Raw genomic sequence first — 23,600 nt, forward strand, 5'->3', positions numbered from 1 at the left:
GCCCAGAGCCTGGCCGCCGCCGGCGCCGACGTCGTCGTCAACGGCCGCAGCCCCGATCGCGTCACCGAGACCGCGAAGCGGATCGGCGGGCGCGGCATCGCCGCCGACGTCGGCACGGCCGAAGGAGCCGCCGAGCTGATCCGGCAGCTGCCCGACGTCGACATCCTGGTCAACAACGCCGGCATCTTCGAGACCAAGCCCGTCTTCGACATCACCGACGAGGACTGGCTGCGCTTCTACCGGGTCAACGTCCTGTCCGGGGTGCGCCTGGCCCGCCACTACGCGCCCCGGATGGTCGCCCGCGGCTGGGGCCGCGTCATCTTCGTCAGCAGCGAGGCCGGCGTCCAGACCCCGCCCGACATGGTCCAGTACGGGATGACCAAGACCGCCCAGCTGGCCGTCTCCCGCGGCATGGCCCAGGAGGTCGCCGGCACCGGCGTCACGGTGAACTGCGTCCTGCCCGGGCCCACCATGAGCGACGGCGTGCTCGCCATGTTCGACGAGCTCTACCCCGGCCTCGACCCCGCCGAGCAGGAACGCCGCTACCTCGCCGAGAACCGCGCCGCCGCCTCCCTGCTCCGGCGCCTGATCCGCCCCCACGAGGTCGCCAACATGATCACCTATGTCGCCTCCGAACAGGCCTCGGCCACCACCGGCCGGGCACTCGGCGTCGACGGCGGCCTCCTGCCCACGATCATCCCCTGAACCGGGTGCCCGACCGTACCGGGGCGCCTGCTTCCCCGGCCCGCCACACGCGGCGCGAGGGCCGAGCGCACGAGCGACGGCCCGGGCCCGGCCGGCCGGCGGGGGCGGGCAGACACTTGCACTACAACGCGCATGCAATTATTGTCTTCACGTATAAAGCGCTCCTGCACCTATCTGTCGCAGAGTGTCCCACCACCGGCCCCGCCGGAGCGTCGCCGCCCGATCCCGGTGCGACCCCGTCCGCATCGCCACCCCCTCGGAGGTGCCCGTCCGCGCCTCGCTTCCACGCCCGGGGGGCCGCCATGTCCCGGCAGTACCGATCGAAAAGGCAAATGTCATGTCCCTGAAGCACATCCTTCCCGGCAAGCTCGGCTACGGCACCGCCCCGCTCGGCAACATGTTCCGTGCGATCCCCGACCAGGAGGCCGCCGCCACCGTCGAGGCCGCCTGGGACCACGGAATCCGCTACTACGACACCGCCCCCTTCTACGGCGCCGGCCTCTCCGAGTCCCGCCTCGGCGAGGTCCTGTCCACCAAGCCGCGCGACGCCTACGTGCTGTCGACCAAGGTCGGCCGCGTCATCCTCGACGAGTTGGAGGGGGGCGAGCGCGACCTCGGCGAGAAGGGCGGGCTGTTCGAGCACGGCAACCCGAACAAGATGCTGCACGTGTGGACCGCCGAGGCCACCGAGCGCTCCATCGAGGACAGCCTCAAGCGCCTGGGCACCGACCGCCTGGACATCGTCTGGGTCCACGACATCGCCCAGGACTTCCACGGCGACGCGTGGCTGAGCAAGTTCGAGGAGGCCCGCACCGGCGCCTTCCGCGTCCTGTCCCGGCTGCGCGACGAGGGCGTGATCAAGGCCTGGGGCCTGGGCGTCAACAAGACCGAGCCCATCGAGCTCACCCTCGCCCTCGACGAGCCGCAGCCCGACGGCTTCCTGCTGGCCGGCCGCTACACCCTCCTCGACCACGGCCACGCCCTCCAGCGCCTGCTGCCCCTCGCCCAGGAGCAGAACGTCGACATGGTCGTCGGCGGCCCCTACAGCTCCGGCGTCCTCGCCGGCGGCGCCCACTTCGAGTACCAGGAAGCCCCGCAGCACATCCTGGACAAGGTCGCCCGCATCAAGGACATCACCGCCCGCCACGGCGTCTCCGTCAAGGCCGCCGCACTCCAGTTCTCCCTCGCCCACCCGGTCTCCGCCGCCGTCATCCCCGGCGCCACCAAGCCCAGCCGCATCGCCGAGGACATCGCCGCCCTCAACGAGGACGTCCCGGCCGCGTTCTGGACCGAGCTGCGCGCCTCCGGCCTGGTCAGCCCGGCCGCCCCGCTGCCCGCCGGCGCCTGACCCCCCACCCCCCCACACATCACCCTCACCGCAGTACACAGGAGAAGCGATCATGGCCTCCACCTCCGTCAGCCGCGTCGTCCCCGCCACCCCCGAGCAGGTCTGGGCCCTCATCGGCGGCTTCGACGCCCTGCCCGACTGGCTCCCCTACATCCCCGAGAGCGTCGCCGTCGAGGGCGGCCGAGTGCGCCGGCTGAAGAACCTCGGGGGCGAGACCATCGTCGAACGCCTCGTCGACTTCAACGAGACCGAGCGCCGCTACAGCTACGCCATCCTCCAGGCCCCGTTCCCGGTCGACGACGGCTACGTGTCCACCATCCGCGTCCACTCCATCCCCGGCCGCCCCGACGCCGCCGAGGTCCAGTGGTCCGGCCGCTTCCACCCCAAGGGCGCCACCGATCAGGAAGTCGTCGACCTCTTCCACGGCATCTACGCCGACGGCCTCGACGCCCTGAACAAGACCCTCACCGGCTGACACCCCCCACCCCGGCACCCGGCCCCGCGGCCCGCACGCGCACCCCGCGCGTGGCGGGCCACGGGCCTCCGCGTTCCACGACCCGGACCACGCGGTCACGGCGCCCGACCCCGGCGCCCGTCAACCGGCACAGGCTCCCGGAACGGTGCCTGGACGCCGTCCCCCACCTCGTCCACGCGGTCAAACTCCCCCGCACCGACCTGGACTGAGACGAGCAGGCCCTCACCCCGCCCGGGCCCGGACAGGACGCACGAAGCACGGCCACCATCACGATGGCCGGCGCTTCACCTGTTCCGAGGCACCGGGCGCCGGTCAGAACCCGCGGCGCCGTACGACGGGAGTGTCATGAATCCGGCGGACGCCCGGCGTGACACCGGCACGCCCGGCGTCCTCCGACATGGAAAGGAACACCCTTCGCTGCGGCCGCTCGACGTCCGTGACGACGACTGACATCTCGTCGCCGGCCTGAAAGACCTCCGGCAGACCGGCTGCGGGCCTGCCGTGGACCTCTTTGAAGGGCACCAGTCCCACGACTCCGTCTCCGACGTCAACGAACGCGCCGAAGGGGAGCACCCTGACGACCGTCCCGCGAAGCGTCTGCCCCACCACCGTGCCGTCGGCGAAGGCCTGGAAGGGGTCGGGCAGCGGTGCGCGCAACGACAGCCTGGCCTCCGCATTGTGGGTGTCGAACTGGAGGAACTCGCATGAGACGCGCTGTCCGACCTCCACGACGTCAGTCGGAGCTCCGATATGCCGCCAGGACAGTTCGGGGACCGTGATGAACCCGACGCCGGGAAACACGGGATGGTCCGGTCCGTTGTCCAGGGCCACGAAGACCCCGAATCGCTCGATCGCCGCGACGGTGCCGGAAAGGATCTCGCCGCGGTGCAGTGACTCCAGGAACGCCCAAAGGCCTGGGCTCTCGGACTGCCAATCCATGCCCGCCACCTTGGCACACACGTCGCAAGCCGACGACGTCTCAACCCAACCGACAACAGACCGTAACGGCCACGCGATCGACTTCACGAATGATCCCGGTGATGCGTCCGGGCCGTGGTTGACGCTGGTGACCACCCAGCAGGCGCGGGTGGGCAGTGCGATGGCGGCGCTGCGTCTTCAGGGGCGCGGTCCCGTGGCTGCGCTGGATCTGCTGACGGCCGCGGCGCAGGACTCCGAGGCGAAGGCAACCCGGGGCGCGCGGGAGAGGTTCCTGGAGTTGCCGGTTGCCGAGCGGGCGGCGTTCGTACGGCGGAGATGCGGGGTTTGCCCGGATCGGTGTCGTCAGCGGCGGAGGTGTCGGCGACTGCGACGCCGAGCGGGGCGACGGTCACCGACCGCTGCCTTCGTGCAGCCCGGTCATTGTCACTCGGGCGGGTGGGCCGATGGCCAACGCCCGTACGGGAACCGGTGCCGCTGGCAGGATGGCGGCCATGTCGAACACCAGGCGCGTGAAGCCGCCCACCCCTTCCCGGACCGCCCCGGGAACGTCCGTCCACACGATCAAGGTCACCCTGTCCGGCTCCAGGCCCCCGATCTGGCGTCGCCTGCAGGTGCCGTCGGGCACGGATCTGCGGCGGCTGCACGAGCTGGTTCAGGCCGCGTTCGGCTGGGAGGACTACCACATGTGGGCCTTCGAGACCGGGCGGGAACGGTACGGCGTCACCGATCGGGGCCTGGGGATCCGCAACGCGACGGCGATGTGCCTCGACCAGATCGCCCCCGGCGTCGGCACGCGGTTCCGTTACATCTACGACTTCGGCGACAACTGGGAACACGACATCCTCGTCGAGGCCGTAGGAGACGCCGAACCCGGTGTCTCCTACCCGTACTGCCTCACCGGCCGTCGGGCCGGCCCGCCCGAGGACTGCGGCGGGATCTGGGGATACGAGTACCTCGTCGAGGTTCTCACCGACCCCGGCCACGAAGAACACGAGGAACGACTCGAATGGCTCGGTCTCGGCTCGGCCGACCAGTTCGACCCCGCCGCGTTCGACCCGGCCGAGATCAACACCGCCCTGGCCGACTACACGACCGTACTCGTCCACGACTGAAACCGGACCGCGCCCAGCCGATCGCCCCCGGCCCCGCCGGGGGCGATCAAGACCCTCGCAGGATCAACGCGGCGCCGCACTGGTGTGATGCGTCAGAGGTTCCGAGGTTCAGTCAATTCCGTTTTCGTGTCGGGGGTGATCCTGGCGAGACAGTCGGCGAGGGAGTTCAGGATCTCGTCGGCGGTCTTGGTCCGGCTGACGGGTCGCGGGTTTGCGTTCCACGTCTCGATCCGGTCGCGGTTGTCGTTCTCAAGGGCCTGGACGGAGGTGTGGACACCGCGCCGGATGAGCTTGTCGGTCAGCAGCCCGAACCAGCGCTCCACCTGGCTGATCCAGGAGTCGAAGTAGAGGCCGACCACGTCGTGGACCTTCTCGACGAACAGCGGGTCCGAGCCTCCGGGCACTCCTCGCGGGCCCCCCGGGGTCGGACGACCAGGCCCCGAACCACAGCGCCCGCCACCGGCCCGATAAGGTGCGGGCCCGGGGGCCGAGGACGGACGGGAGTACAGGAGCGGCGTGCGGATTCTGCTGCTGGGACCGCTGGAGCTGCGGACCGCCGAGGGCACGGCCGTCCACGTCGGCGGCGCCCGGCGCCGCGCCGTGCTGGCCGCGCTCGCCCTGGAGGCCAATCGCGTGGTCCCGGTCGAGCGGCTGCTCGACCTCGCCTGGGACCACACCCCGCCCCCCACCGCGCGCGCCGCGCTGCAGGGCCACATCGCCAAGCTGCGCGCCCTGCTCGACGACGGCCTGCGGCTGGAGACCCGCGCCCCGGGCTACGTGCTGCGCGCCGACCCGGACCTGATCGACGCCCACCGGCTGGACCGGCTGCTCGACCGCGCCCGCACCGAGGCCGCCGACGAGGCAGCCGTACCGCTGCTGCGCGAGGCGGTCGCGCTGCGGCGCGGCGCCACACTGACCGACTGCGGCTCCGCCGCGCTGCGCGAGGGCGCGGCCGCCCGACTGGAGGCCCTCCGGATCCAGGCCCTGGAACAGCTCGCCGAACGGCTGCTGCGCACCGGGCGGGGCGCCACCGTGACCGCCGAACTCACCGAGGCGCTGGCCGGGCACCCTCTGCGCGAACCGCTGGTCCGCCTCACCATGCTCTGCCTCCACCAGGAGGACAGGACCGCCGAGGCCGTCGCCCTCTACGGGGCGACCGCGCGACGGCTGGCCGAGGAGGCCGGGATCGACCCCGGCACCGGCCTCCGGGAGGCCCTCGCCCGGATCCGGTCCGTCCCGCGGGCGCAGCCCTGCGCCGCCCCGGCGCGGCTGCCCCGCGAGCCGGGCCGCTTCGTCGGACGGGACGCCGAACTGGCCTGGCTGGGCGAACAGAGCGGCGCGGACGGCGGTACGGGCACGGCGGCCGGCGGCGGACAGCGGCTGCTGGTGGTGACCGGCCCGGCCGGGGTCGGCAAGACGGCGCTCGTCCTGCGCTGGGCGCACCGGAACGCCGCCGCGTTCCCGGACGGGCGGATCGGTGTCAACCTCCGCGGCTTCGACGAGACCACGCCGCTGAGCCCCGAGGAGGCACTCGCCGAACTGCTGCGGGGCCTCGGCGCCGAGGACGGCGCCCTCCCGACCGACCGGGCGGAGCTGACCGCCGCCTGCCGGGCGCTGCTGACCGGCCGCCGGGTGCTGCTCGTGCTGGAGAACGCGCGGGACGCGGAGCAGGTGCTCCCGCTGCTGCCGACCGAGCCGGGCTGCGTCGTGGTGGTGACCAGCCGGCACCGGCTCACCGGGCTGCTCGCCGTCGAGGGCGCGCGGGCGCTGTCCCTGGAGTCGCTCCGGGCCGTGGACGCCTTCGGGGTCCTGGCCGGGATCGCCGGCCGGCCGAGGCTGGAGGCCGAACGGGAGGCGGCGGAGCGGGTGGCCGGCCTGTGTGAGGGGCTGCCGCTGGCGCTGCGGATCGCCGGCTCACGGCTGGCGACCCGGCCGCACTGGCGGGTCGCCACCCTGGCGGGCGAACTGTCCGACGAGCGCTCCCGGCTGGCCGCGCTGGCCACCGAGGGCACGCTGAGCGTCGCGGCGGCCCTGGAACTGACGGTCCGTACCCTTCCCGAGTCGGCCGTCGCCCTGTTCCGGTTGCTCGGCGTCCACCCGGGCCAGCAGGTCGACACCGCCGCGGCGGCCACCCTGGCCGGCACCGACCGGCGCGCGGCCGCCGCTTCGCTGGAGCTGCTGTACCACGCGCACCTGGTCGAGGAGAGCGCGCCGGGACGCTTCGAGCGCCACGACCTGGTGCGGCTGCACGCCCGGCACGCGGCCGAGGAGCTGCCGGCCGCCATCCGGGAGACGGCCCTGGCCCGGCTGTTCGACCACTACCTGGCCACGACCGCCGCCGGGCTCGTCCTCGCCCGGCCGGACGCACGCCACCACCGCCCGGCCCACCGACCGAGCGGCGGCACCCCGGAGTTCGCGACCTCGGCGGACGCCCTGGCCTGGTTCCGGGCCGAGGAGCCGACCGTCCGCGCCCTGATCGCCCTGGCCTGCCGGTGGGGCGCCCACGACCACGCCTGCCGGATGGTCGAGAACGCCGGCTACCTCTACCTCGACGCGGGCCTGTTCCGTGCCTGGGAGGAGGCGGCCCGACAGGCGCTGACGGCCGCCGAGACCGCCGGCACGGCCGCGAACCGGCCGCACCTGTACTCCAACCACAGCCTCGCGCTGGGCTGGCTGGGCCGGCGGTCGGAGGCCCTGGAGCAGTCCGAGCGCGCCGTCGCCGTCGCCGATCCGGAGAGCCTGCCGGTCCTCAGGCACCGCTACCTCAGCATGCGGACGAGCTTCGCCGACGACCACGGCGAGCCCGAGCGAGCGCTGGAGGGCTTCGCCGAAACGGTGGCCCACGCGCGGAAGCTGGGCGATCCCCGGCTGCTCTCCCAGGCCCTCAACAACCTGGCGCACACCCTGTTCCGGGCGGGCCGGGCCGCGGAGGGACTGGAGCCGATCGAGGAGTCGCTGGCCCTGCTCGCCGGGCGCGAGTCGGACCCGTACCTGGTGATCTCGACCAAGACCTACGCCCAGGTGCTGCGCGCGCTGGGCCGCACCGACGAGGCCGTGGAGCAGATCCACCGGGTGCTGGAGCTCGGCCGGGCCCAGGGCAACCAGGCCCACGCGGAGTTCGACTTCGCCGACTTCATCGGGCAGGTGATGGACGACCGGGGGCTGAAGGCCGAGGCGCGTCGGCACTGGGAACGGGCCCTCGAACTCGCCACCGAGCAGGGGCGGATGACCCGCCAGGTGGAGGTGGTGCAGGCGAGGCTGGCGCGCTTCCGGTCGTGACCGGCCCGGTCAACCGCTCCAGGAGCCGCCCGAGGTGGTCGTCCGCGCACCCGGGGCCGAGGCGCCGCCCGCCGGTCCGGCCGAGGTGCGCGGCGCCGGGCCCGTCGAGACCGCCGGAGCGCGGTACGCGGCCGTGGTCCGGCGCGCGGCGGGGGCGGTCACGGCCGGGGGATCGTCACCGTCCGGCATGACCCGCTCGATCCGCAGCGCCAGGTTGCGGTCCTGGCGGTCACCGGCCTGGTCTCGGTTCCGGCTGTGCACGGCCTGCGTCAGCACGCCCCGGATCTCCTGCCACCGGCCCTGCACGGCACGGATGTTGGGACACCACTCGCCCTGGTGGCGATGCTCCAGGTCGAGCTGCCAGCTCTCCGCCTCGACGAGGTGGACGGCGCCGACCTCGCCGTGGATCTCCACCGGAGCCGCGCCCCGGACGGTCACCACCGCCCGCTGCGGGAACCGCCCCTCCACCGCCGTCACCGTGATCCGGCTCGGCCCCTGGTACCAGGCCATCGCTGTCCTCCCTCGTCCGTCCTTCGGGCCGGCTGCCGACCGGCCTCCGCCGGTAGCACGGACGGCACACCCTCCGGGGTTCGACCAGCTCGCGTCCGGTCTGAACCCGGCGGCCCACGGCTTCCGTTCAGCGGGGCGAACCCCGGCCCGCACCCCGCTGCGGCCGCCCGCGTCCGGCCCGAACCGGCGACAGCTCCTGGGAGAGACCATCGTGACCAGCACGGCGAAACGGCGACGAACGGCTCTGGTCCCCACCGCGGCGGTCCTCGGGCTCGTCGCGGCGGGAGCACTCACCGTGCGGGTCCCACCGCCGTCGCACAGCCCCGTCCAGGCACACCCGGTGGAGCGGACGCGGCCCGCCGAGGCGCACGACCCGGTCCTGCGGCTGTCGGGCACCTCGCGCAGCGGGGTGCGGGTGCCGCTGCCCGGGGCGGACGCCCCGGGCGACGCGGTCCGGCCGGGGGACGGGCAGGACCTCCGGTGACCGTCAACGGAGGCGGCCACACCGGCGACTCCTGCGACGGGCGTTACGAGGCGGTGCCGATGTCCGGCGACCGGAACGAGGACGGTGAAGGCGCCCAGGTCGGCGCCGGAGGCCCGCCGTAGCGGCCCCGTCCAGCGGTGCGCGGGACGGGGCCGTGGGTTACCGCGGTTCCTCGGTGGTGCGACGACGTCGGCCACCGACCATGCCGAAGCCGCCGCCGATCAGCAGCAGCGCGCCGGCTCCGGCGACGATCACGCTGGTGGCGTCGCCGCCGCCGGTGGAGGCGAGGGGCTCGCCGTGGGCGTCCCCGGCGGGGGTGGCCGTGGGCGCGGCGGCAGCGGCGGCCACGGGGGCGGTCGGGGTCTCGGTAGGACTCGCCGTCGGCGACGGGGTGGCGGGTGCCGACGCGGTCGCCGTACCCGTCGCGGTGGGTCTCGCCGTCGGCGGCGGGGCCTGCGTGGTGGGGGTGCGGGTCGGAGTCGGTCGGCCGGTGGGCCGACCGGTCGGTGTCGAAGTGGCCGTGGCGCTCGTGGTCGCCGCCGGCGTGGTCGCGGCCGGGGTGGTCGCGCTGACCACCGGGTCGGCCGTCGGGGAGCAGTCCGCGGTGGGGCTCCGGGTGCCGGTCGCAGTCGTGGGTTCGGGGGTCTTCTTCTTCGGCTTGGCGGGCGACGGGCTCTCGGTGGGGTCCGCGGGCTCGGCGGTCGTACTGACGACGGTCGTGGCCGTGGGGACCGGGTCGGGGCAGTAGGCGGCTCCGTCCGACGGCTTGGAGTCGACGTGGTAGCCGGCCACGATCCTGGTGAACTCGTACGGGCTCTGCTGGATCCCGCCGCACTTCGACGCGGTGTCCTTGGAGAACGCCTCGGTGCAGGGGCGATCCCGGTTGACGGCCCAGAAGGTGAAGCGGGCGAGGTGGTGGGTGGCGGCGAAGTCCCGCATGGCCCGGAAGTCGGCCGGGGAGACGACCTCGTCCGGGGAGTCGCTGTGCCCGTTGACGGAGGATAGGCCGGTGTGGCGCCAGGCGGTGTCCTGGTCGTAGCCGTAGGCCTTGACGAGGGTCCGCTGGAGCCCGGTGAGGGCGGCCTCGGTGGCGTCCACCATGGTGCCGCTGTGGTGGTCGAAGTCGAAGGGCATGACCACCCAGCCGTCCACCTCCAGGCCGGCCTTGGCCGCCTTGACGACGAGGTCGGCGCCGTCGGCGTCAGGGCCGTTCTCCTCGGTGCTGAAGGTGACGTAGACCCGCAGACCGGGGTTCTTCGTCTTGACCGTCTTGAGCGCGTCGACCACCCGCTGACGGGATGCGGCGCCGCTCAGCTCGGTGCTCTCGATGTCGATGTCGATCGCCTTCAGCTGGTAGGCGTCGATCACCTTCTGGTAGGCGGCGGCGAGTTGGGCCGCTTCGGTGCACTTCTCGCCGAGTTTGGCGCCGTCCCAGCCGCCGAAGGCGGCCACCACGTCGCCACCGGCGGCGCGGATGGCCTTGATCTTCGTCTCCTCGTCGCCGCCGGTCAGCGCGCGCTCGCCGTCCCAGGCGGGCTCGCAGCCGTGGCCGGCGAGCAGGAAGGCCAGGGTGAACTGCCGGATGCCGGTCGCCTTCATCACCTCGACCGGGTCCTGGGCGGCACCCGAGTCGCCCCAGCCCAGGTACTCGTAGACGGCGTTGAGGCCGACCGGGTCGGTGGCCGCGGCCGGGGCGTCGTTCTGCGCGACGATCAGGACGCCGCCGGCCGCGAGCGCGATGGCGGCGGCGGCGATCCGCCGGCGGCGGCTGAGCCGGTGTTTGGACATGGCAGGGGATCTCCTGGGCTGGGGACGGGAGACGGACCGACTCCGCCGCCGCAGCCCCGGTCCCGCCGGGGCCGCGGGAGCGGGGTCCGGTTCGAGGTGCCCCCGCGTGGAGCGACGGGTGTACAGCCCTCGGGGCCAGCGCCTCACGCGGGGGGTCCTCGGCGAGGGACACGGAATGGCACCCCCCTCCGGTTCACCGTCGGCTCGACCGGCCCGGCGATCCGTCAACCGCCCGGCGTCCGAGCGGCTCCGGCCCGGTCATCCGGTCGCTGCCGGGCGGTGCGCGCGTCCGCGGCGCCACCTCGCCGGGGCAGGCCCGGCAGCCCCTCCCCCGGTTCCACGGGGGCGCCGCGCACCAGCTCTTCCAGCAGCCAGTCCAGGGGGTCCGGCACGACACCGTCCGACGCGGCATCGTCCGGCGCCGTGCGCACCGGTACCGCACCGCCGGCGACCGCCGCACCCTCGTCCGGCCTCCCGTCCGTGGTCTCGTTCCGGAAGCCTTCAAGCGTCCGGCTCAGCCGGTCCACCAGCCGCGCGCGCCCGGAGTCCGCGGCCTGCTCGGCGGGGGCGGTCGGCTCGGGCACCTGCCGGACCAGCTCGCCGACGAGCCTGCGGGCCAGCTCCAGCGCCTGCCTGGCGGTGTCCAGCGCGCGGGCGGAGACGCCCTGCGCCGGGACGGCGGCCGTCACGCACTCCAGGGCCGTGCCCGCCGCCCGCACCACGTGGTCGAGCAGCCGCCGGGTGGCGGCCGCCCGTTCCGGGCAGGGCAGTTCGGCGGCCAGTTCCACGGCGTAGAGGTGGGCGAGGCGGTCGATCCGGAAGAGCCCCGGCAGGGCCTCCAGTACGAGGTGTGCCGCGTCGAGCTCGGCGAGCAGTTCACGGGCCCGGGCCGGCGAGGCGCCGGTGAGTGCCGCGGCGTCCCCGCTGTCGAGGGTCTCGCCGGGGTGCAGGCCGGACAGGGCGAACAGGCGTCGCGCCTCCTCGGGCAGGACCCGGACGCTGCGGCCCAGCGCCGTCGCCATGCCGAGCGCCCCGCCGGTGGCGAGCGGGGCGAGGCCGGTGCGCTGGTCGGACATCTCCTCCACCAGGGCGCTCAGCGACCAGGCGGGCCGGGAGGCCAGTCGGGCGCCGGCCACCCGGAGGGCCAGCGGCAGCCGGTCGCACAGCGCCGCCAGTCGCCGGGCGGCACGCGGTTCGGCCGCGACGCGCTCCGGTCCCGCCACCCCGGCGAGGAGGTCGACGGCCTCCTCCTCCGGCAGGCCGGCGACGGGCAGGGGGATGGCGGCCTCGCGCGCCACCAGGCCGGTCAGCCGGGAGCGGCTGGTGACGACGACCACCGGCTCGGGCGCGGTGGGCAGCAGCGGCTCGACCTGCTCGGCGGAGCGCGCGCCGTCGAGGACGAGAAGCAGCCTGCGCCCTTCCGTCAGGGTGCGGAAGAGTTCGCCGGCCCGGCAAGGGTTCTGGGGCACCTTGCCGGCCGGGACGCCCAGCGCGCCGAGCACCGTGGCGAGGGCCTCGGCGGGGGTGAGCGGTTCCTCTTCGCCGAAGCCCCGCAGGTTCAGGTGGATCCGGCCGTCGGGGAAGCGATCGGCGTGGGCGTGCGCCCAGTGCAGGACCAGGCTGCTCTTCCCGGCCCCGGCGACTCCTGTGACCAGCACCGGCCGGCCCTCGGCACGCAGCGTCGCCTCGTCCAGTTGCCGCAGTTCGGCCGCGCGGCCGACCAGGCCGACGCCCGGCCGCGGCAGCGTGCCGCCGCCGGTCACGGCCGCGGCGGTGGTTCCCTCGGCGGGGTCGAGGGCCTCGCCCGCCTGGCGCGGCAGGCGACCCGGGGTCCGGCCGTGGGCGGCGAGCCTGGCGCGGGCCCGCTCGTGGGCGAGCCTGGTGTCGGCGGCCCGGCCGGCTTGGTGGAGGCAGCGGGTCAGCAGGGCGGCGGCCTCTTCCCGCAGCGGGTCGGCGGTGAGGGCTGCCCGCAGATCGGTGAGCGCCTCGGCGCCGCGACCAGCCGTCAGGAGCCGTTCGGCGAGCGCTTCGGTGGCGAGGGTCCGTGCGGTGTCGAGCCGTCGGCCGGTGGTCTCGGTGAGGGTGCGCGAGCCGCAGTCCGTCAGGGCCGGTCCGTCCCAGAGGTCGAGGGCCTCGCGCAGCAGGCCGATGGCGCGCTCGGTGTCGGCGACCTCGTCGGCGGCGGCCGTCAGGCGTTCGAAGTGCGTGGAGTCGACCAGTTCGGGCTCGCCGACCAGGACGTAGGCCTGGGGCCGGGTCAGCAGGCTCAGGCCCTCGCCGAGTCCACGCCGGACGGCGGAGACGTGGCCTTGGAGGGCGGCCCGGGCGGTCGGCGGCGGGGCACCGTCCCACACCGTGTCGAGCAGCCGCTCGACGGGGACGGGGTGGTTCAACTCGCTTGCGAGCAGAGCGAGAACGGCCCGGCGCCGGGCACCGGCCACGACGACCGGGCGTCCCTGTTCACAGCGGATTTCGACTCGGCCGAGCAGCCGGACGCGCACACTCTCTCCTGAGCGCCTGAGGACGAACACGTGCGGAAGGGGACGAGGCCGAGGATAGGGAGGTGTTCGATCTTCGTCCAAACCCCGGCCCGGATCGGCAAGGAAACCCAACTGGCATGCGCCGCTTCGGTTTTGTCCGCTGAAACCGCCAACGCGCGACGCTAAAGCTTCGCGCGGAGTTCACTCGCCGATCATCAGGAGCCCTTCAGTGACGCGCGTAGATTCACCGTTCGCGAGGAGTGGTTGAATGGTCCCCGGCAGCACTGCCGAGGTTCGACCGATGGGGAGCACATGCGCATCCGGCTGCTCGGGCCCACCGAGCTCAGGGCCGCCGACGGCCGGGGCATCCCGGTGCCGGGGGCCAAGCGCCGGGGCGTACTGGCCCTGCTGGCCCTGGAGATCGGCCGCTGCGTACGGGTCGAGCGCTTCTACCACCTGCTGTGGGACGAGGCCCCGCCCGCCCAGGCCAAGGCCGTGCTCCAGGGCCACGTCGCCGCGCTGCGCAAGCACCTGACCGGCACCGCCCTGACCGTGGAGACCCGGTCCGCGGGCTACCTCCTCACCGGCGACCCAGAGGCGGTCGACGTCCACCGCTTCCGCGCGCTCACCGCCCACGCCGGCGAGGAGCCGGACGACGGGGCGGCGGCCGGCCGGTACGGCGAAGCCCTCCGGCTCTGGGAGGGCGACGCGCTCGCCGACCTCCCCGACACCGAGCTGCGCCGCGACCTCGCCGGCCGGCTGGAGCACGCCCACGAGCAGACCGTGCACGACTGGACCGAACGGCTGCTGCGCATCGGTCAGGGGGCCACCGCCCTGCCCGTACTCGAACAGCAGCTGCACACCGAGTGGCTCCAGGAACCGACCGCCGCCCTGCTGGTGCGCTGTCTGCACCAGGCCGGGCGTCCGGCCGAGGCCCTGCGGCTCTACCACCGCTCGCGCAGCGGGCTCGCCACCGAACTGGGCCTGCGCCCAGGGCCGACGCTACAGGCCGCCCTGGCGACGGTGCTCGCCGACGAGCGTGCCACAGCGGGCCACGCCCGCGCCCCGGACCGCGCGGAGCCCGCCCGGCCCCTCCCCCGGCCCGCCGTACGCCCACTGCCCCGCCGTACACCCGGCTTCGTCGGCCGGACCGCCGAACTGGGCTGGCTCGACCGGGCCTGCGGCGCCGAACGCCCCGACCACGCGCTGGCCGTGGTGATCGGCGCGGCCGGCGCCGGCAAGACCGCGACCGTGGTGCGCTGGGCCCACACCGCCGCAGGCGGCTTCCGCGACGGCCACCTCCACCACGACCTGCGCGGCTTCGACCCGGCCCACCCCAGCGACCCGGCCGAGGTGCTGGGCCGCTTCCTGCGCATGCTCGGGCTGGCCGAGGCCGAGATCCCCGAGGACCGTGCCCGGCGCGGCGCGCTCTACCGGGAACTCACCGCCGAGCGCGAACTGCTGGTGCTGCTCGACAACGTGCGCAGCGCCGCCGACGTCACCGAGCTGCTGCCCGCCGGACCGCGCAGCGCGACGGTGATGACCAGCCGCAACAGCCTGGAGGACTTGATCGTCACCGAAGGGGCGGCGCTGCTGCGGCTGGAGGCGCTGCCCGAGACCGACGCGCTCGACCTGCTCGCCCAGGTCCTCGGCGAGCGGCGGCTCGCCGCCGAGCCGGCCGCCGCCCGCCGGCTGGCCGGACTCTGCGACCACCTGCCGCTCGCGCTGCGGATCGCCGCGGCCCGGCTGGCCGCCCAACCATCCTGGACGGTCGGCCAGTTGATCGCCGAGGTCGAGGACGAGCGCACCCGGCTGCCGGCCCTGGACGCCCTCGGCGGGGTGAGCGTGCGCTCGGCACTCAACCTGACGCTGCGCCGGCTGCCCCCGGCCGCGGTACGGCTGGTCGCCCTGCTGGCGGTGGCCCCCGGGCCGGAGATCGACGTGCCGACTGCGGCCGCGCTGCTCGCGGCTCCCCCGGGCGAGGCCCGCCGAGCGCTCGGCGCCCTGACCGCCCACCACTTGCTCACCGAGACGGCCGCGGGCCGCTACGGCCGCCACGACCTGATCCGGCTGTACGGCCGGGAGCTGCTGGACGCCGATCCGCCGGCGCGCCGGCACCGGGCGCTGGTCCGGCTGCTGGACTACTACCTGGCCGCCGCCGGCGCGGGCGCCGGCCTGCTCCAGCCGCACCTGACCGAGTTCGAGCGGCCGGTCGCCTTCCCGCCGCCCGTACTGCCCGAGCTGCCGGACGTACGCTCCGCGCTGGACTGGTTCCGCGCCGAGGAACCCACCGTCCGCGCCCTGGTGGCCGCCGGCACCGCGGCCGGCGAGGACGAACGGTCCTGGCTGCTGGCCTTCCTCGCCAACTGCCTCTACTTCGGCGCCGGACAGCTCACCGACCGGCTCGACTGCCTGCGGCACGGCCTGGCCGCGGCCACCCGGACCGGGGATCCGGCGGCCAGGGCCCTGCTGGAGGCCGCCACCGCGCGGGCGCTCAGCGGCAAACGCCGCCCCGCGGCGGCGCTGGTCCTCGCCCGCCGGGCCGAGGAGCGCACCCGCGAGCACGACGGCCCCGCGCAGATCTACGCCATGGGCGTGCTGGCGGTGGCGCTCGCCGACCGAGGCGACCTCGCCGAGGCCCTGCGGCTCTCCGACGCGACCGTACGGCGGCTGGACGAGCTCGGTCTGAACCGGGCCGGCGCGGCGGTGCTGAGCAACGCGGCGACCCTGGCGAACCTGAGCGGCGAAGGCCCGACGGCGCTGCGCGACGCCCGCGAGGCCCGCCGGCTGCTGGCCCCGTACCCGCACGCCACCTTCCACCTGCTCGCCCTGGTCGAGGAGGCACAGGCGCTGCGGCTGCTCGGCCGGGTCGAGGAGTCCGAGCGGGCCTGGCTGGAGGCGGCGGCGCGCTGCCGGGCCAGCGCGGCGCGGCACCTGGAGGCGGCGGTCGAGCAGCGCTTCGCCGACTTCCTGCTGTCCACCGGGCGGCCGGCCGAGGCGGCGGCGCGGCTGCGTACGGCGGTCGAGCTCTACGGGGAGCTCGGCGACACCGGCAGTGCCGCCGAGCTCGGGGCGCGGGCCGCCGCGATCGAGCGGGAACTCCCGCCTCAGACCGCTACCGAGAGGATCCCCCGGGCCGCCAGGATCGGCCGCAGCGCCCGCACCGCGTAGAAGTTGCGGGACTTCACCGTCCCCACCGGTACGCCGAGCGCCGTCGCGACCTCGGCCGTCGAACGGCCGTTCAGGTGCAGTTCCACCAGCACGTCGCGGTGGTGCGGCTGGAGCTCCGCCATGGCCGTCGCCAGGTCGCGGGCCGCGATCACGTCCTCGTACGGGTCGTGGGTCCCGGCGTACTCGTCGGGCGAGTTGACTCCGATCTCCCGGGCCCGGGCGGAGGCGCTCCGGAAGTGGTCGATCGCGATCCGGCGGGCCACCGTGAACAGCCACGGGCGGCTCTCCTCGATGCCGCGTTCGATCGCGGCCGGGTTCTGCCAGGCCCGCAGGAAGGTCTCCTGCAGGATGTCCTCGGCCTTGCCCCGGTCACCACTGGTGACCCGGAGCATGGCGCGCAGCAGGCCCGGCCCGTGCACGCGGTACAGCTCCGCCAGGGTGTCCTGGTCCAGGGCCGCGGGGCCCCGGTAGGGGTGTTCGGCGCGCTGCTGGGCGCCTTCGGGTGAAGCGGCGGCTTCATCGGCCACGGCTCTGTCCTTCGCTCCGGTACAACGGCATCGGCGGGCAGCCGTGGGGGTTTCTTCGTGGTGAGCCCCGGTGTCCCGCCCTGACGGGAAAACCGTCCCAGCCGTCACCAACGTCCGCCCAACGGCGTGATCGGCTTCGCGTTGGCGGTCGCCGGTACCCGTTCGAGGGTGCGGTGCGGCGGAGCGTTCAGGGGCGGGCCGTGAGTGCGGCGGTGAGCCGCTCGACGCCTTCCTCCCCGAACCGCTGCACCAGGATCGCGACCCACTCGGCCAGTTCGGCGCGCTCGTCCTCGGACCAGGTCGGAGCCGAGGGGTGCTCGTCGACCACCAGCACGCGGGCCAGCGCGAGGTGGTCGGTGCCGGGCGTCGTCCGGGCCGGCCCGGCCAGTCCGTGGAGGGCCATCCGACGGGCCGTGGCGAGGACCTCCCGGGCGGTGGCCGCGGGGACGCTCCACCCGGCCGGGAGGGCCGCGCCGGTGGACCGGGTGGCCGCCGGTTCGGCCTCGTCGGCCAGCCAGGCGGCGATCAGCCGGCGCGCCGTCGCCTCGTCACCCTGTCCGTTCCCGTCCCGACCGTCCGTCATGGCCCTGAGTCTCTCACCATCGCGGTCCACCGCCGTGGTTGCCATCGGCGTCCACCTCACCCGTCTGCCCGGCCCTGGACGCGGGCCGCTCGTCTGTCGCGTGGTTGCACGTAGAACGTGCTCGCGGGTGTTCACTCCGGCGCCACATCGGTGGAGGAGACCGTCGACGGCGCCGGGCGGCGCGCGCGCCGCGCCCCGCGCCGGAGGCCGTCAGCCGGCGGCCCGTCCCGCCCGTCGGCGGCCGAGCCGCACGGTCAGGCCGCCGAAGGCCGTCAGCAGGACGACGCCGGTGCCGCCGCCCGCCACTGCCCGGGCCCGCCAGGCCTTCGAGCGGTCCGGCCCGGGGTCGACCAGCACCGGGGTGCCGGGGTCGGCCGCCCGGGCCCCGGCGGGCCAGGAGGCGGTGACGGCGGCGACCGGGTCGACCACTCCGAACCCCACCGCGGCGTCCGGCAGCCGGGTGCCGGGGTGGTAGGCGGTGGTCTCCAGGCGCCGGGTCAGCTGCTCCGGTGTCAGCCCGGGCCGCAGCGCCAGCACCAGGGCCGCCGCCCCGGCCACGTGGGCCGTGGCGCAGCCCGGACCGGAGGCGGTGTACAGGCCGCCGCCGGGCCCGGTGCCCGTCACGCCCTCGCCGGGGGCGGCCAGGTCCACCCGTCCGTCCAGGCCACCGCCGGACGGGCCGTTGGGGCCGGTGGAGGCCACCGCGAGCACGCCCGGGTAGGAGGCGGGGAACACGGGCGAGCTGGTGCTGCGGCCGTCCGGGGCCGCCGGGGCGACGATCAGCGCGCCGTGCGCCGCCGCGTACGCCACCGCCTCGCCGAGGGCGTCGCTGGGCCCCGGGACGGGCACCTCCACGGCGATCACCCGGGCGCCCTTGTCGACGGCGGCCCGGATCCCGTCGCCCAGCAGGTCGGGGGTTGTGGCGCCGGCGTCGTCGGTGACCGCGACCGCCAGGACGCGGGCCTCGGGGGCGAGGCCGGAGGGGCCGCCGTCGCCGGTACGGCGGCCCGCCACCAGGGCGGCCGCGAAGGTGCCGTACCCGACGCAGTCGCGGCCCGCGTCGCCCGTGCCGTGGACCCGGGGCCCGAGCTGCAGCCGCCCGGCCAGGGCCGGCAGCGCCGCGTCCACCCCGGAGCCGACCACCGCGACCGTGACGCCGGCGCCCCGGCTCAACGGCCAGGCGTCCTCGGGGCGCAGCGCGGCCTGGGCCCAGCCCGCCGTGTCGGCCGGGCGCTCGGAGGGCTTCAGGCAGCCGTTCCTCTGCACGTCCTGGCGGGTCTGCGCGAGCAGCGGCGGCGGGTCCGCGGCGGCCGGGGCGCCGGGCGCCGGTGTGACCGCTCCCGCCGCCGGGGCGGCGGGAGCCAGCAGGACACCGGCGAGCGCGAGGCCCGCCCGGCGACGCCCGGTCATACCGCGCTGCCCGACCGTGCCGGGGCGAGGTCCTGCGGCAGGAGCAGGCTGAGCTCGGCCAGGTCGGAGACGTCCAGCCGGCTGAGCCGCCCGGCCTGGCGGGTGATCATGCCCTCCAGGGTCTGCCGGGCGGTGCGGCCGTTGCCGAAGGTCCGGTCGCGGGGCATCTGTGCGAAGGCCCGGGTGAGCGTGGCCACGGTCTCCGGGGCCAGGACGTAGCCGGCCTTCTCCGCGTGCAGCCCGACGATGGTGACCAGCTCCTCGTCCGTGTAGTGCTCGAACTCGACCCGGCGGGAGAAGCGCGAGGCGAGGCCCGGGTTGGAGGCGAGGAAGCCACGCATCTCCTCCTCGTAACCGGCCACGATCACCACGACCTCGTCGCGGTGGTCCTCCATCAGCTTCATCAGGGTGTCCACGGCCTCCTGGCCGAAGTCGTTGCCGGCCCCGCCCCGGGGGGTGAGCGTGTACGCCTCGTCGACGAAGAGCACGCCGCCGCGGGCCCGGTCGAAGGCCTCCCTGGTGAGCTGCGCGGTGTGGCCGACGTAGCGTCCGACGAGGTCCGCGCGGGCGGTCTCGACCAGCCGGCCGCCTGGCAGCACGCCGAGCTCGGCCAGCAGCCGTCCGTACAGCCGGGCGACGGTGGTCTTGCCGGTGCCGGGTGGGCCGGCGAAGACCAGGTGGTGGCTGATGGCCGCGGTCGGCAGTCCGGCCTCCTCGCGGCGACGCACCTGGGTGATCAGGTTGACCAGGTCCTCGACCTGTTCCTTGGCGGCGGGCAGGCCGACCATGGCGCGCAGCTCGTCCAGGATGGCGGCGCTGTCCGGCGCGCGCTTCGGCCCGGCGGCCTCCTGCCCGGTGTCCTCGGCGACCAGCACCGCGAGGTCGGCGTCGGTGATCTCGGGCAGCCGGGCCAGCCGGGTAGCCTGGCGGTCCACCATCTCCTCGAAGACCTTGCGGGCGGCGCGGCCGTTCCCGAAGTCGGGGCCCTTGGGCATCCGGTCGAACAGCGAGGACAGCGCCTCCCGGGTGCCGTCGGCGAGCTCGTAGCCGTGTCCGACGGCCGCCCGTTCGACGATGGTGACCAGTTCGTCGGCCTCGTAGTTGGCGAACTCCACGGTCCGGCTGAACCGGGAGGCCAGGCCGGGGTTGCTCGCCAGGAAGTCGGTCATCTCGGCGGAGTAGCCGGCCACGATCACCACGATGTCGTCGCGCTGGTCCTCCATCAGCTTGACCAGGGTGTCGATCGCCTCGCGGCCGAAGTCCGGGCCGTTGCCACCGGAGCCGGCAGACAGGGTGTAGGCCTCGTCGACGAAGAGCACCCCGCCGAGCGCCTCGGTGAACACCTCGGTGGTCTTGATCGCGGTGCCGCCGATGATCGAGGCGACCAGGTCGGCCCGGGCCACCTCGGTCAGGTGGCCGCTGCGCAGCACCCCGAGTTCGGCCAGGATGCTGCCGTAGAGCCGGGCGACGGTGGTCTTGCCGGTGCCGGGCGGCCCGGCGAAGACCAGGTGGCGGCCCATCGGCAGGGCGGGCATGCCGGCGAGTTCGCGGCGCCGCGCCAGCTTGTTGAGGTTGACGAGGGTGGCGACCTGCTCCTTGACGGCGGTGAGGCCGACCAGTGAGTCCAGCACCTCCAGCGGACCTCGCACCGCGGGCCGGGCCGGCGCCGCGGGGTCGGCGGACTCGCCCGGCCGGGCCTCGACGGCCCCTGCGGGCGGGGCCGCGGCATCGGCGCTCGCCGAGCCGTGCGCGTCGGGGTAGTGGTTCCCGGCGCTGTGCAGGTTCTCCACCGAGAGCCGGGTGCTGGGGACGGTCTGGCGCAGGCCGGAGCCCCGGTTGCCGGTGACGGTGCAGCCGGTGACCCGCACCGCGTCGGCCGAGTCGACGCGGATCCCGTCGCCGGTGTTGTCCAGCGCCTCCAGCTGCGTCAGGACGGCGCGGGCGCCGGCCCCGGTCCGGACCCCGTGCCGGCGGTTGCCGCGCGTCCGCACGCGGGTGCAGGTCAGGTCGCCGCCGTCGTCGACGGCCACGCCGTCCGAGGCCGAGTCGACCACCTCGCAGTCCCGTAGCACGGCCACCCCGCCCTCGGCGACGTGAACGCCCGAGCCCTGGGCGTCCCGCACGACGGTGCCTCCGACGAAGGTGTTGGCGCCGTCCGCGATCAGGACGCCGGCCCGGCCCGCGGCCAGGACCTCGGAGTTCTCCAGGCGTCCCCGGCCGTCCCGGACGACCTCCACGCCGTTGCCCCGGGCGTCGGTGACGACGGCCCGGCGCAGCAGCGGGTTGGCGCCCTCGCTGATCCGCACCCCGGCGCCGCCGACGTCGCGGACCTCCAGCCGGTCGAGCTCGGGGGTGCTCTCCCCGAGGAGCTCGACCCCGGTGTCGCCGCAGTCGCGCACGGACAGCCTGGTCATCACCGGGCCGGCGGAGTCCTCGACGCGCACGCCGACCGTCTCGGCGCCGCTGACCTCGCACTCCTCGAAGGTGCCGCGCGAGCGCGCGGTGACGTGGATGCCGTGGCCGCGGGTGCGGACGGTGCGGCAGCGGCGCAGCAGCGGGTCGGTGCCGCCGCCCAGCACGATGCCGTGACCGGTGGTGGCGGTGAACGTGCAGTCCTCCAGCAGGACCCGGGAGGCGGAGCTGACGTAGACGCCGACGGGGGTGTCGCGGACGGCGGTGCGCAGCACCCTGGTGGTGCTGTGCTCCTCCAGGGCGATCGCGGGCTTGTCGGTGGTGGAGATCTCGCAGCCCTCGATGGTGCCCTGGGCCTCTCCGTTGGCGCACACGCCGTTGCCCCGGGCGTCGCGCATGACGCAGTTGCGGACGACGGGGTTGGCGCTCTCCCCGATCACCAGTGCGGAGGTGCCGAGGTGCTCGATGACGCAGTCCTCGAGGACGCTGGCCCCGGTGGAGGTCTCCACGATGCCCGCGCCCGCGGAGTTGACGACGCGGCAGCCGCGCATCGCCAGTGCTCCCTGCTGCCGGGTCAGCACGGCCGTCCAGGAGTTGCCGACCACCTCGCAGTCCTGGAGGGCGGCCTGGCCCCGGGGGACGTCCACGGCGGGCAGTTCCTCGTCCTGTCCGTGCAGGACGAGGCCGGTGAGCTGGACGGCTTCGGCGACCACCTGGACGACGCAGCCGCGCCGCGGGGTGATCTTCACGGTGCCGCGGACGTCCTCGGCGGCGATGGTGACCATCTTGGTGATCACCAGGTTCTCCTCGTAGCGCCCGGGGCGGACGGAGATCACCGCCCCGCTGCGGGCCGCCTCCAGGGCCTCGCCGATGGTGCGGTAGGTGCCGCCCGCCCGCTGGTCCTGGCACACCGTCAACACGTGGCGCGACATGGCTCGGCTTCCCTTTCGTTCTGCTGGTGTGTCACTCGGTCCCGGTCCGCGCCGCGGGGCGGGGCGGGGCGGGGCGGGTCATCCGGTGCAGTCGGCCTTGACGGTCGAGGCGGCCAGGTGGGCGCCGGCCGCGCTGCCCCAGTCGATGCCGCGGGTGTGCAGGACGACCGCGATCCGGCCGCCGCTCACCGGGTAGCTGCCGGCGCTCACCCACTGTCCGAGGTTCCGCGGCTGGTCGACCGAGAAGGAGCCGAGGGTGGCGGAGCCGTTCTGCACGGTGTAGGAGGCGGGGGCGCCGCCGACCGCCTTGAGGTCGCCGTTGTTCGGGATGTAGACGGCCAGCCGGCAACTGCCGGTGGCGACCTGGCCGGTGTTGAAGGTCCACACCACCGAGTTCTCGTCGTCCTTGTTCCGGTCCCCGGACATCGGCATCGAGGTGTACTGGCCGCCGCAGCCCCCGCCGCCGCCGTTGCGGGTGACCCAGGTCTTCGAACCGGCGTCCCGGCCCTTCTCGGCGTAGCTGGTACCGGTGGAGGAACAGCCCGGGCCGGCATACCCGGAGTAGGACGGCGGGGCGGGCGGGGCGGGCGCCACGGGCGGCTGCGGCTGGACGGCCGGTGGCTGCGCGGGGGCCTGGGCGCCGGGCTGGGCGGGGGCCTTCGGCGCGCCGGCGGCGGGGGCGGGGGCGCCGGGCGCCGGTCCCGCCCCGGCGCGGGTGACGGGGGCCGTGCCGACGGGCTGGGTGTCAGCCGGGGGTTGCTGATCGGGAGTGCCGGGGGTGGGCTCGGCCGGAGGGCCGCTCGGCGCTCCGGTGGGGACCTCGGACGGGGCCGCGGCCGACGGCGCTCCGACGGGGTTCTCGGCGGGCGCGCCGTCGAAGGCCTCGGGCTCGGGGGCCGTCGCGTCGGGGCGGCTGGTCCCGGGGGCACCGAGCGACTCGACCTGGCCGGGCCCTCCCTCGCCCCGGCCGAGCACCAGCGGCAGGCTCATCAGCACCACCCCCAGGGCGGCGGCCGCGACCGCCGGGCGGGGCAGGCCGCGCAGCCGCCCGCCGCGCTCCCCGGCGGCCGGCTCGGGAGGTTCAGCGGCCTCGGGGGTGGCGGGCGTGGCCTGGGCGAAGGCCCGCCGCAGCGCGTTCAGCCGGGCGGCGCCGACCGCCCCGAGCCGACCGGCCGCAGGCTCGGGGGCGGGCTCGGGCCCGGACGCCGCTTCAGCGGCGGACGGCGCGGCACTTGGCGCGGCACCGCCCGGCCGGGCGACGGTGGGCGCCGGACCGAACCCCACCGCACCGAACCCGGCGGGCGCGGAAGCGGCCGGCTCCGCCGTACCGGCCTCGTCGCCGTCCTCCATCGACCAGGCGACTGCCGGCAGTTGGTAGCCGGCCGATCCGCCGCCGCTCACGTTCTGGCCCGTGCCCACCACAGCTCCCTGGGTCCGTTGAGGTT

General features: G+C 75.2%; 17 protein-coding genes and 1 pseudogene. 8 read left to right on the plus strand and 10 right to left on the minus strand.

What is annotated here, in order from left to right; all coding sequences use genetic code 11:
* From ACFRAR_RS16445 to ACFRAR_RS16455, 3 genes are all read left to right on the plus strand, one after another.
* Window positions 1-705: SDR family NAD(P)-dependent oxidoreductase (locus ACFRAR_RS16445; RefSeq protein ID WP_380698750.1), on the plus strand; the 705-nt coding region annotated here is incomplete at its 5' end.
* 337 nt (window positions 706-1,042) lie between these two features.
* Entirely contained in the window at window positions 1,043-2,053 is a 1,011-nt protein-coding gene (locus ACFRAR_RS16450) for an aldo/keto reductase (protein WP_380698751.1), read from the plus strand.
* A gap of 52 nt (window positions 2,054-2,105) precedes the next feature.
* Entirely contained in the window at window positions 2,106-2,528 is a 423-nt protein-coding gene (locus ACFRAR_RS16455) for an SRPBCC family protein (RefSeq protein WP_380698752.1), read from the plus strand.
* Between the two features lie 312 nt (window positions 2,529-2,840).
* On the opposite strand, the gene ACFRAR_RS16460 is transcribed toward ACFRAR_RS16455, so the two are convergent.
* Window positions 2,841-3,467, minus strand: a complete 627-nt coding sequence (locus tag ACFRAR_RS16460) for a S1 RNA-binding domain-containing protein (protein ID WP_380698753.1) — start codon at window positions 3,465-3,467, stop codon at window positions 2,841-2,843.
* Window positions 3,468-3,958: 491 nt separating this feature from the next.
* Between ACFRAR_RS16460 and ACFRAR_RS16465 the strand changes: the two genes are divergently transcribed.
* Complete coding sequence (locus tag ACFRAR_RS16465; RefSeq protein WP_380698754.1) at window positions 3,959-4,579, plus strand: plasmid pRiA4b ORF-3 family protein; 621 nt, start codon at window positions 3,959-3,961, stop codon at window positions 4,577-4,579.
* Window positions 4,580-4,671: 92 nt separating this feature from the next.
* Here the strand turns inward: ACFRAR_RS16465 and ACFRAR_RS16470 are convergent.
* Window positions 4,672-4,917 (minus strand): annotated as a pseudogene (locus ACFRAR_RS16470) (IS630 family transposase); the annotation flags it as partial.
* Between the two features lie 178 nt (window positions 4,918-5,095).
* Here ACFRAR_RS16470 and ACFRAR_RS16475 point away from each other — a divergent pair.
* Complete coding sequence (locus tag ACFRAR_RS16475; protein ID WP_380698755.1) at window positions 5,096-7,858, plus strand: BTAD domain-containing putative transcriptional regulator; 2,763 nt, start codon at window positions 5,096-5,098, stop codon at window positions 7,856-7,858.
* A 9-nt stretch (window positions 7,859-7,867) separates the two neighbouring features.
* Here ACFRAR_RS16475 and ACFRAR_RS16480 read toward each other — a convergent pair whose 3' ends face one another.
* Window positions 7,868-8,368, minus strand: a complete 501-nt coding sequence (locus tag ACFRAR_RS16480) for a hypothetical protein (protein WP_380698756.1) — start codon at window positions 8,366-8,368, stop codon at window positions 7,868-7,870.
* A 211-nt stretch (window positions 8,369-8,579) separates the two neighbouring features.
* Between ACFRAR_RS16480 and ACFRAR_RS16485 the strand changes: the two genes are divergently transcribed.
* Together ACFRAR_RS16485 and ACFRAR_RS16490 are read left to right on the plus strand one after the other, a co-directional pair.
* Window positions 8,580-8,852, plus strand: a complete 273-nt coding sequence (locus ACFRAR_RS16485; protein WP_380698757.1) for a hypothetical protein — start codon at window positions 8,580-8,582, stop codon at window positions 8,850-8,852.
* Entirely contained in the window at window positions 8,849-8,974 is a 126-nt protein-coding gene (locus ACFRAR_RS16490; protein WP_380698758.1) for a hypothetical protein, read from the plus strand. Before ACFRAR_RS16485 ends, ACFRAR_RS16490 begins: the two co-directional genes overlap by 4 nt.
* 37 nt (window positions 8,975-9,011) lie before the next feature.
* Here ACFRAR_RS16490 and ACFRAR_RS16495 read toward each other — a convergent pair whose 3' ends face one another.
* Complete coding sequence (locus ACFRAR_RS16495; protein ID WP_380698759.1) at window positions 9,012-10,640, minus strand: chitinase; 1,629 nt, start codon at window positions 10,638-10,640, stop codon at window positions 9,012-9,014.
* Between the two features lie 224 nt (window positions 10,641-10,864).
* On the minus strand, window positions 10,865-13,033 hold the full coding sequence (locus tag ACFRAR_RS16500) for a BTAD domain-containing putative transcriptional regulator (RefSeq protein WP_380698760.1): 2,169 nt from the start codon (window positions 13,031-13,033) through the stop codon (window positions 10,865-10,867).
* 399 nt (window positions 13,034-13,432) lie between these two features.
* On the opposite strand from ACFRAR_RS16500, the gene ACFRAR_RS16505 reads away from it, so the two are divergent.
* Window positions 13,433-16,291, plus strand: a complete 2,859-nt coding sequence (locus ACFRAR_RS16505) for a BTAD domain-containing putative transcriptional regulator (RefSeq protein WP_380698761.1) — start codon at window positions 13,433-13,435, stop codon at window positions 16,289-16,291.
* Here ACFRAR_RS16505 and ACFRAR_RS16510 read toward each other — a convergent pair.
* The 5 genes from ACFRAR_RS16510 to ACFRAR_RS16530 form a co-directional block, all read right to left on the minus strand.
* Window positions 16,228-16,818: a sigma-70 family RNA polymerase sigma factor gene (locus ACFRAR_RS16510; protein ID WP_380698762.1), complete on the minus strand. Its 591-nt coding sequence runs from the start codon at window positions 16,816-16,818 to the stop codon at window positions 16,228-16,230. The two genes, ACFRAR_RS16505 and ACFRAR_RS16510, sit on opposite strands and share 64 nt — an antisense overlap.
* A 187-nt stretch (window positions 16,819-17,005) precedes the next feature.
* Complete coding sequence (locus ACFRAR_RS16515; RefSeq protein ID WP_380698763.1) at window positions 17,006-17,401, minus strand: hypothetical protein; 396 nt, start codon at window positions 17,399-17,401, stop codon at window positions 17,006-17,008.
* Window positions 17,402-17,611: 210 nt separating this feature from the next.
* Window positions 17,612-18,811, minus strand: a complete 1,200-nt coding sequence (locus tag ACFRAR_RS16520; protein ID WP_380698764.1) for a S8 family serine peptidase — start codon at window positions 18,809-18,811, stop codon at window positions 17,612-17,614.
* The gene (locus tag ACFRAR_RS16525) at window positions 18,808-22,155 is read right to left on the minus strand and encodes a right-handed parallel beta-helix repeat-containing protein (protein WP_380698765.1); all 3,348 of its coding nucleotides are present in this window, start codon (window positions 22,153-22,155) and stop codon (window positions 18,808-18,810) included. The genes ACFRAR_RS16520 and ACFRAR_RS16525 overlap by 4 nt, the downstream gene beginning before the upstream one ends.
* A 78-nt stretch (window positions 22,156-22,233) precedes the next feature.
* Window positions 22,234-23,574: a hypothetical protein gene (locus tag ACFRAR_RS16530; RefSeq protein WP_380698766.1), complete on the minus strand. Its 1,341-nt coding sequence runs from the start codon at window positions 23,572-23,574 to the stop codon at window positions 22,234-22,236.
* Between the last annotated feature and the right edge of the window lie 26 nt (window positions 23,575-23,600).

Source organism: Kitasatospora sp. NPDC056651, assembly GCF_042792155.1.
Taxonomy (GTDB): domain Bacteria; phylum Actinomycetota; class Actinomycetes; order Streptomycetales; family Streptomycetaceae; genus Kitasatospora.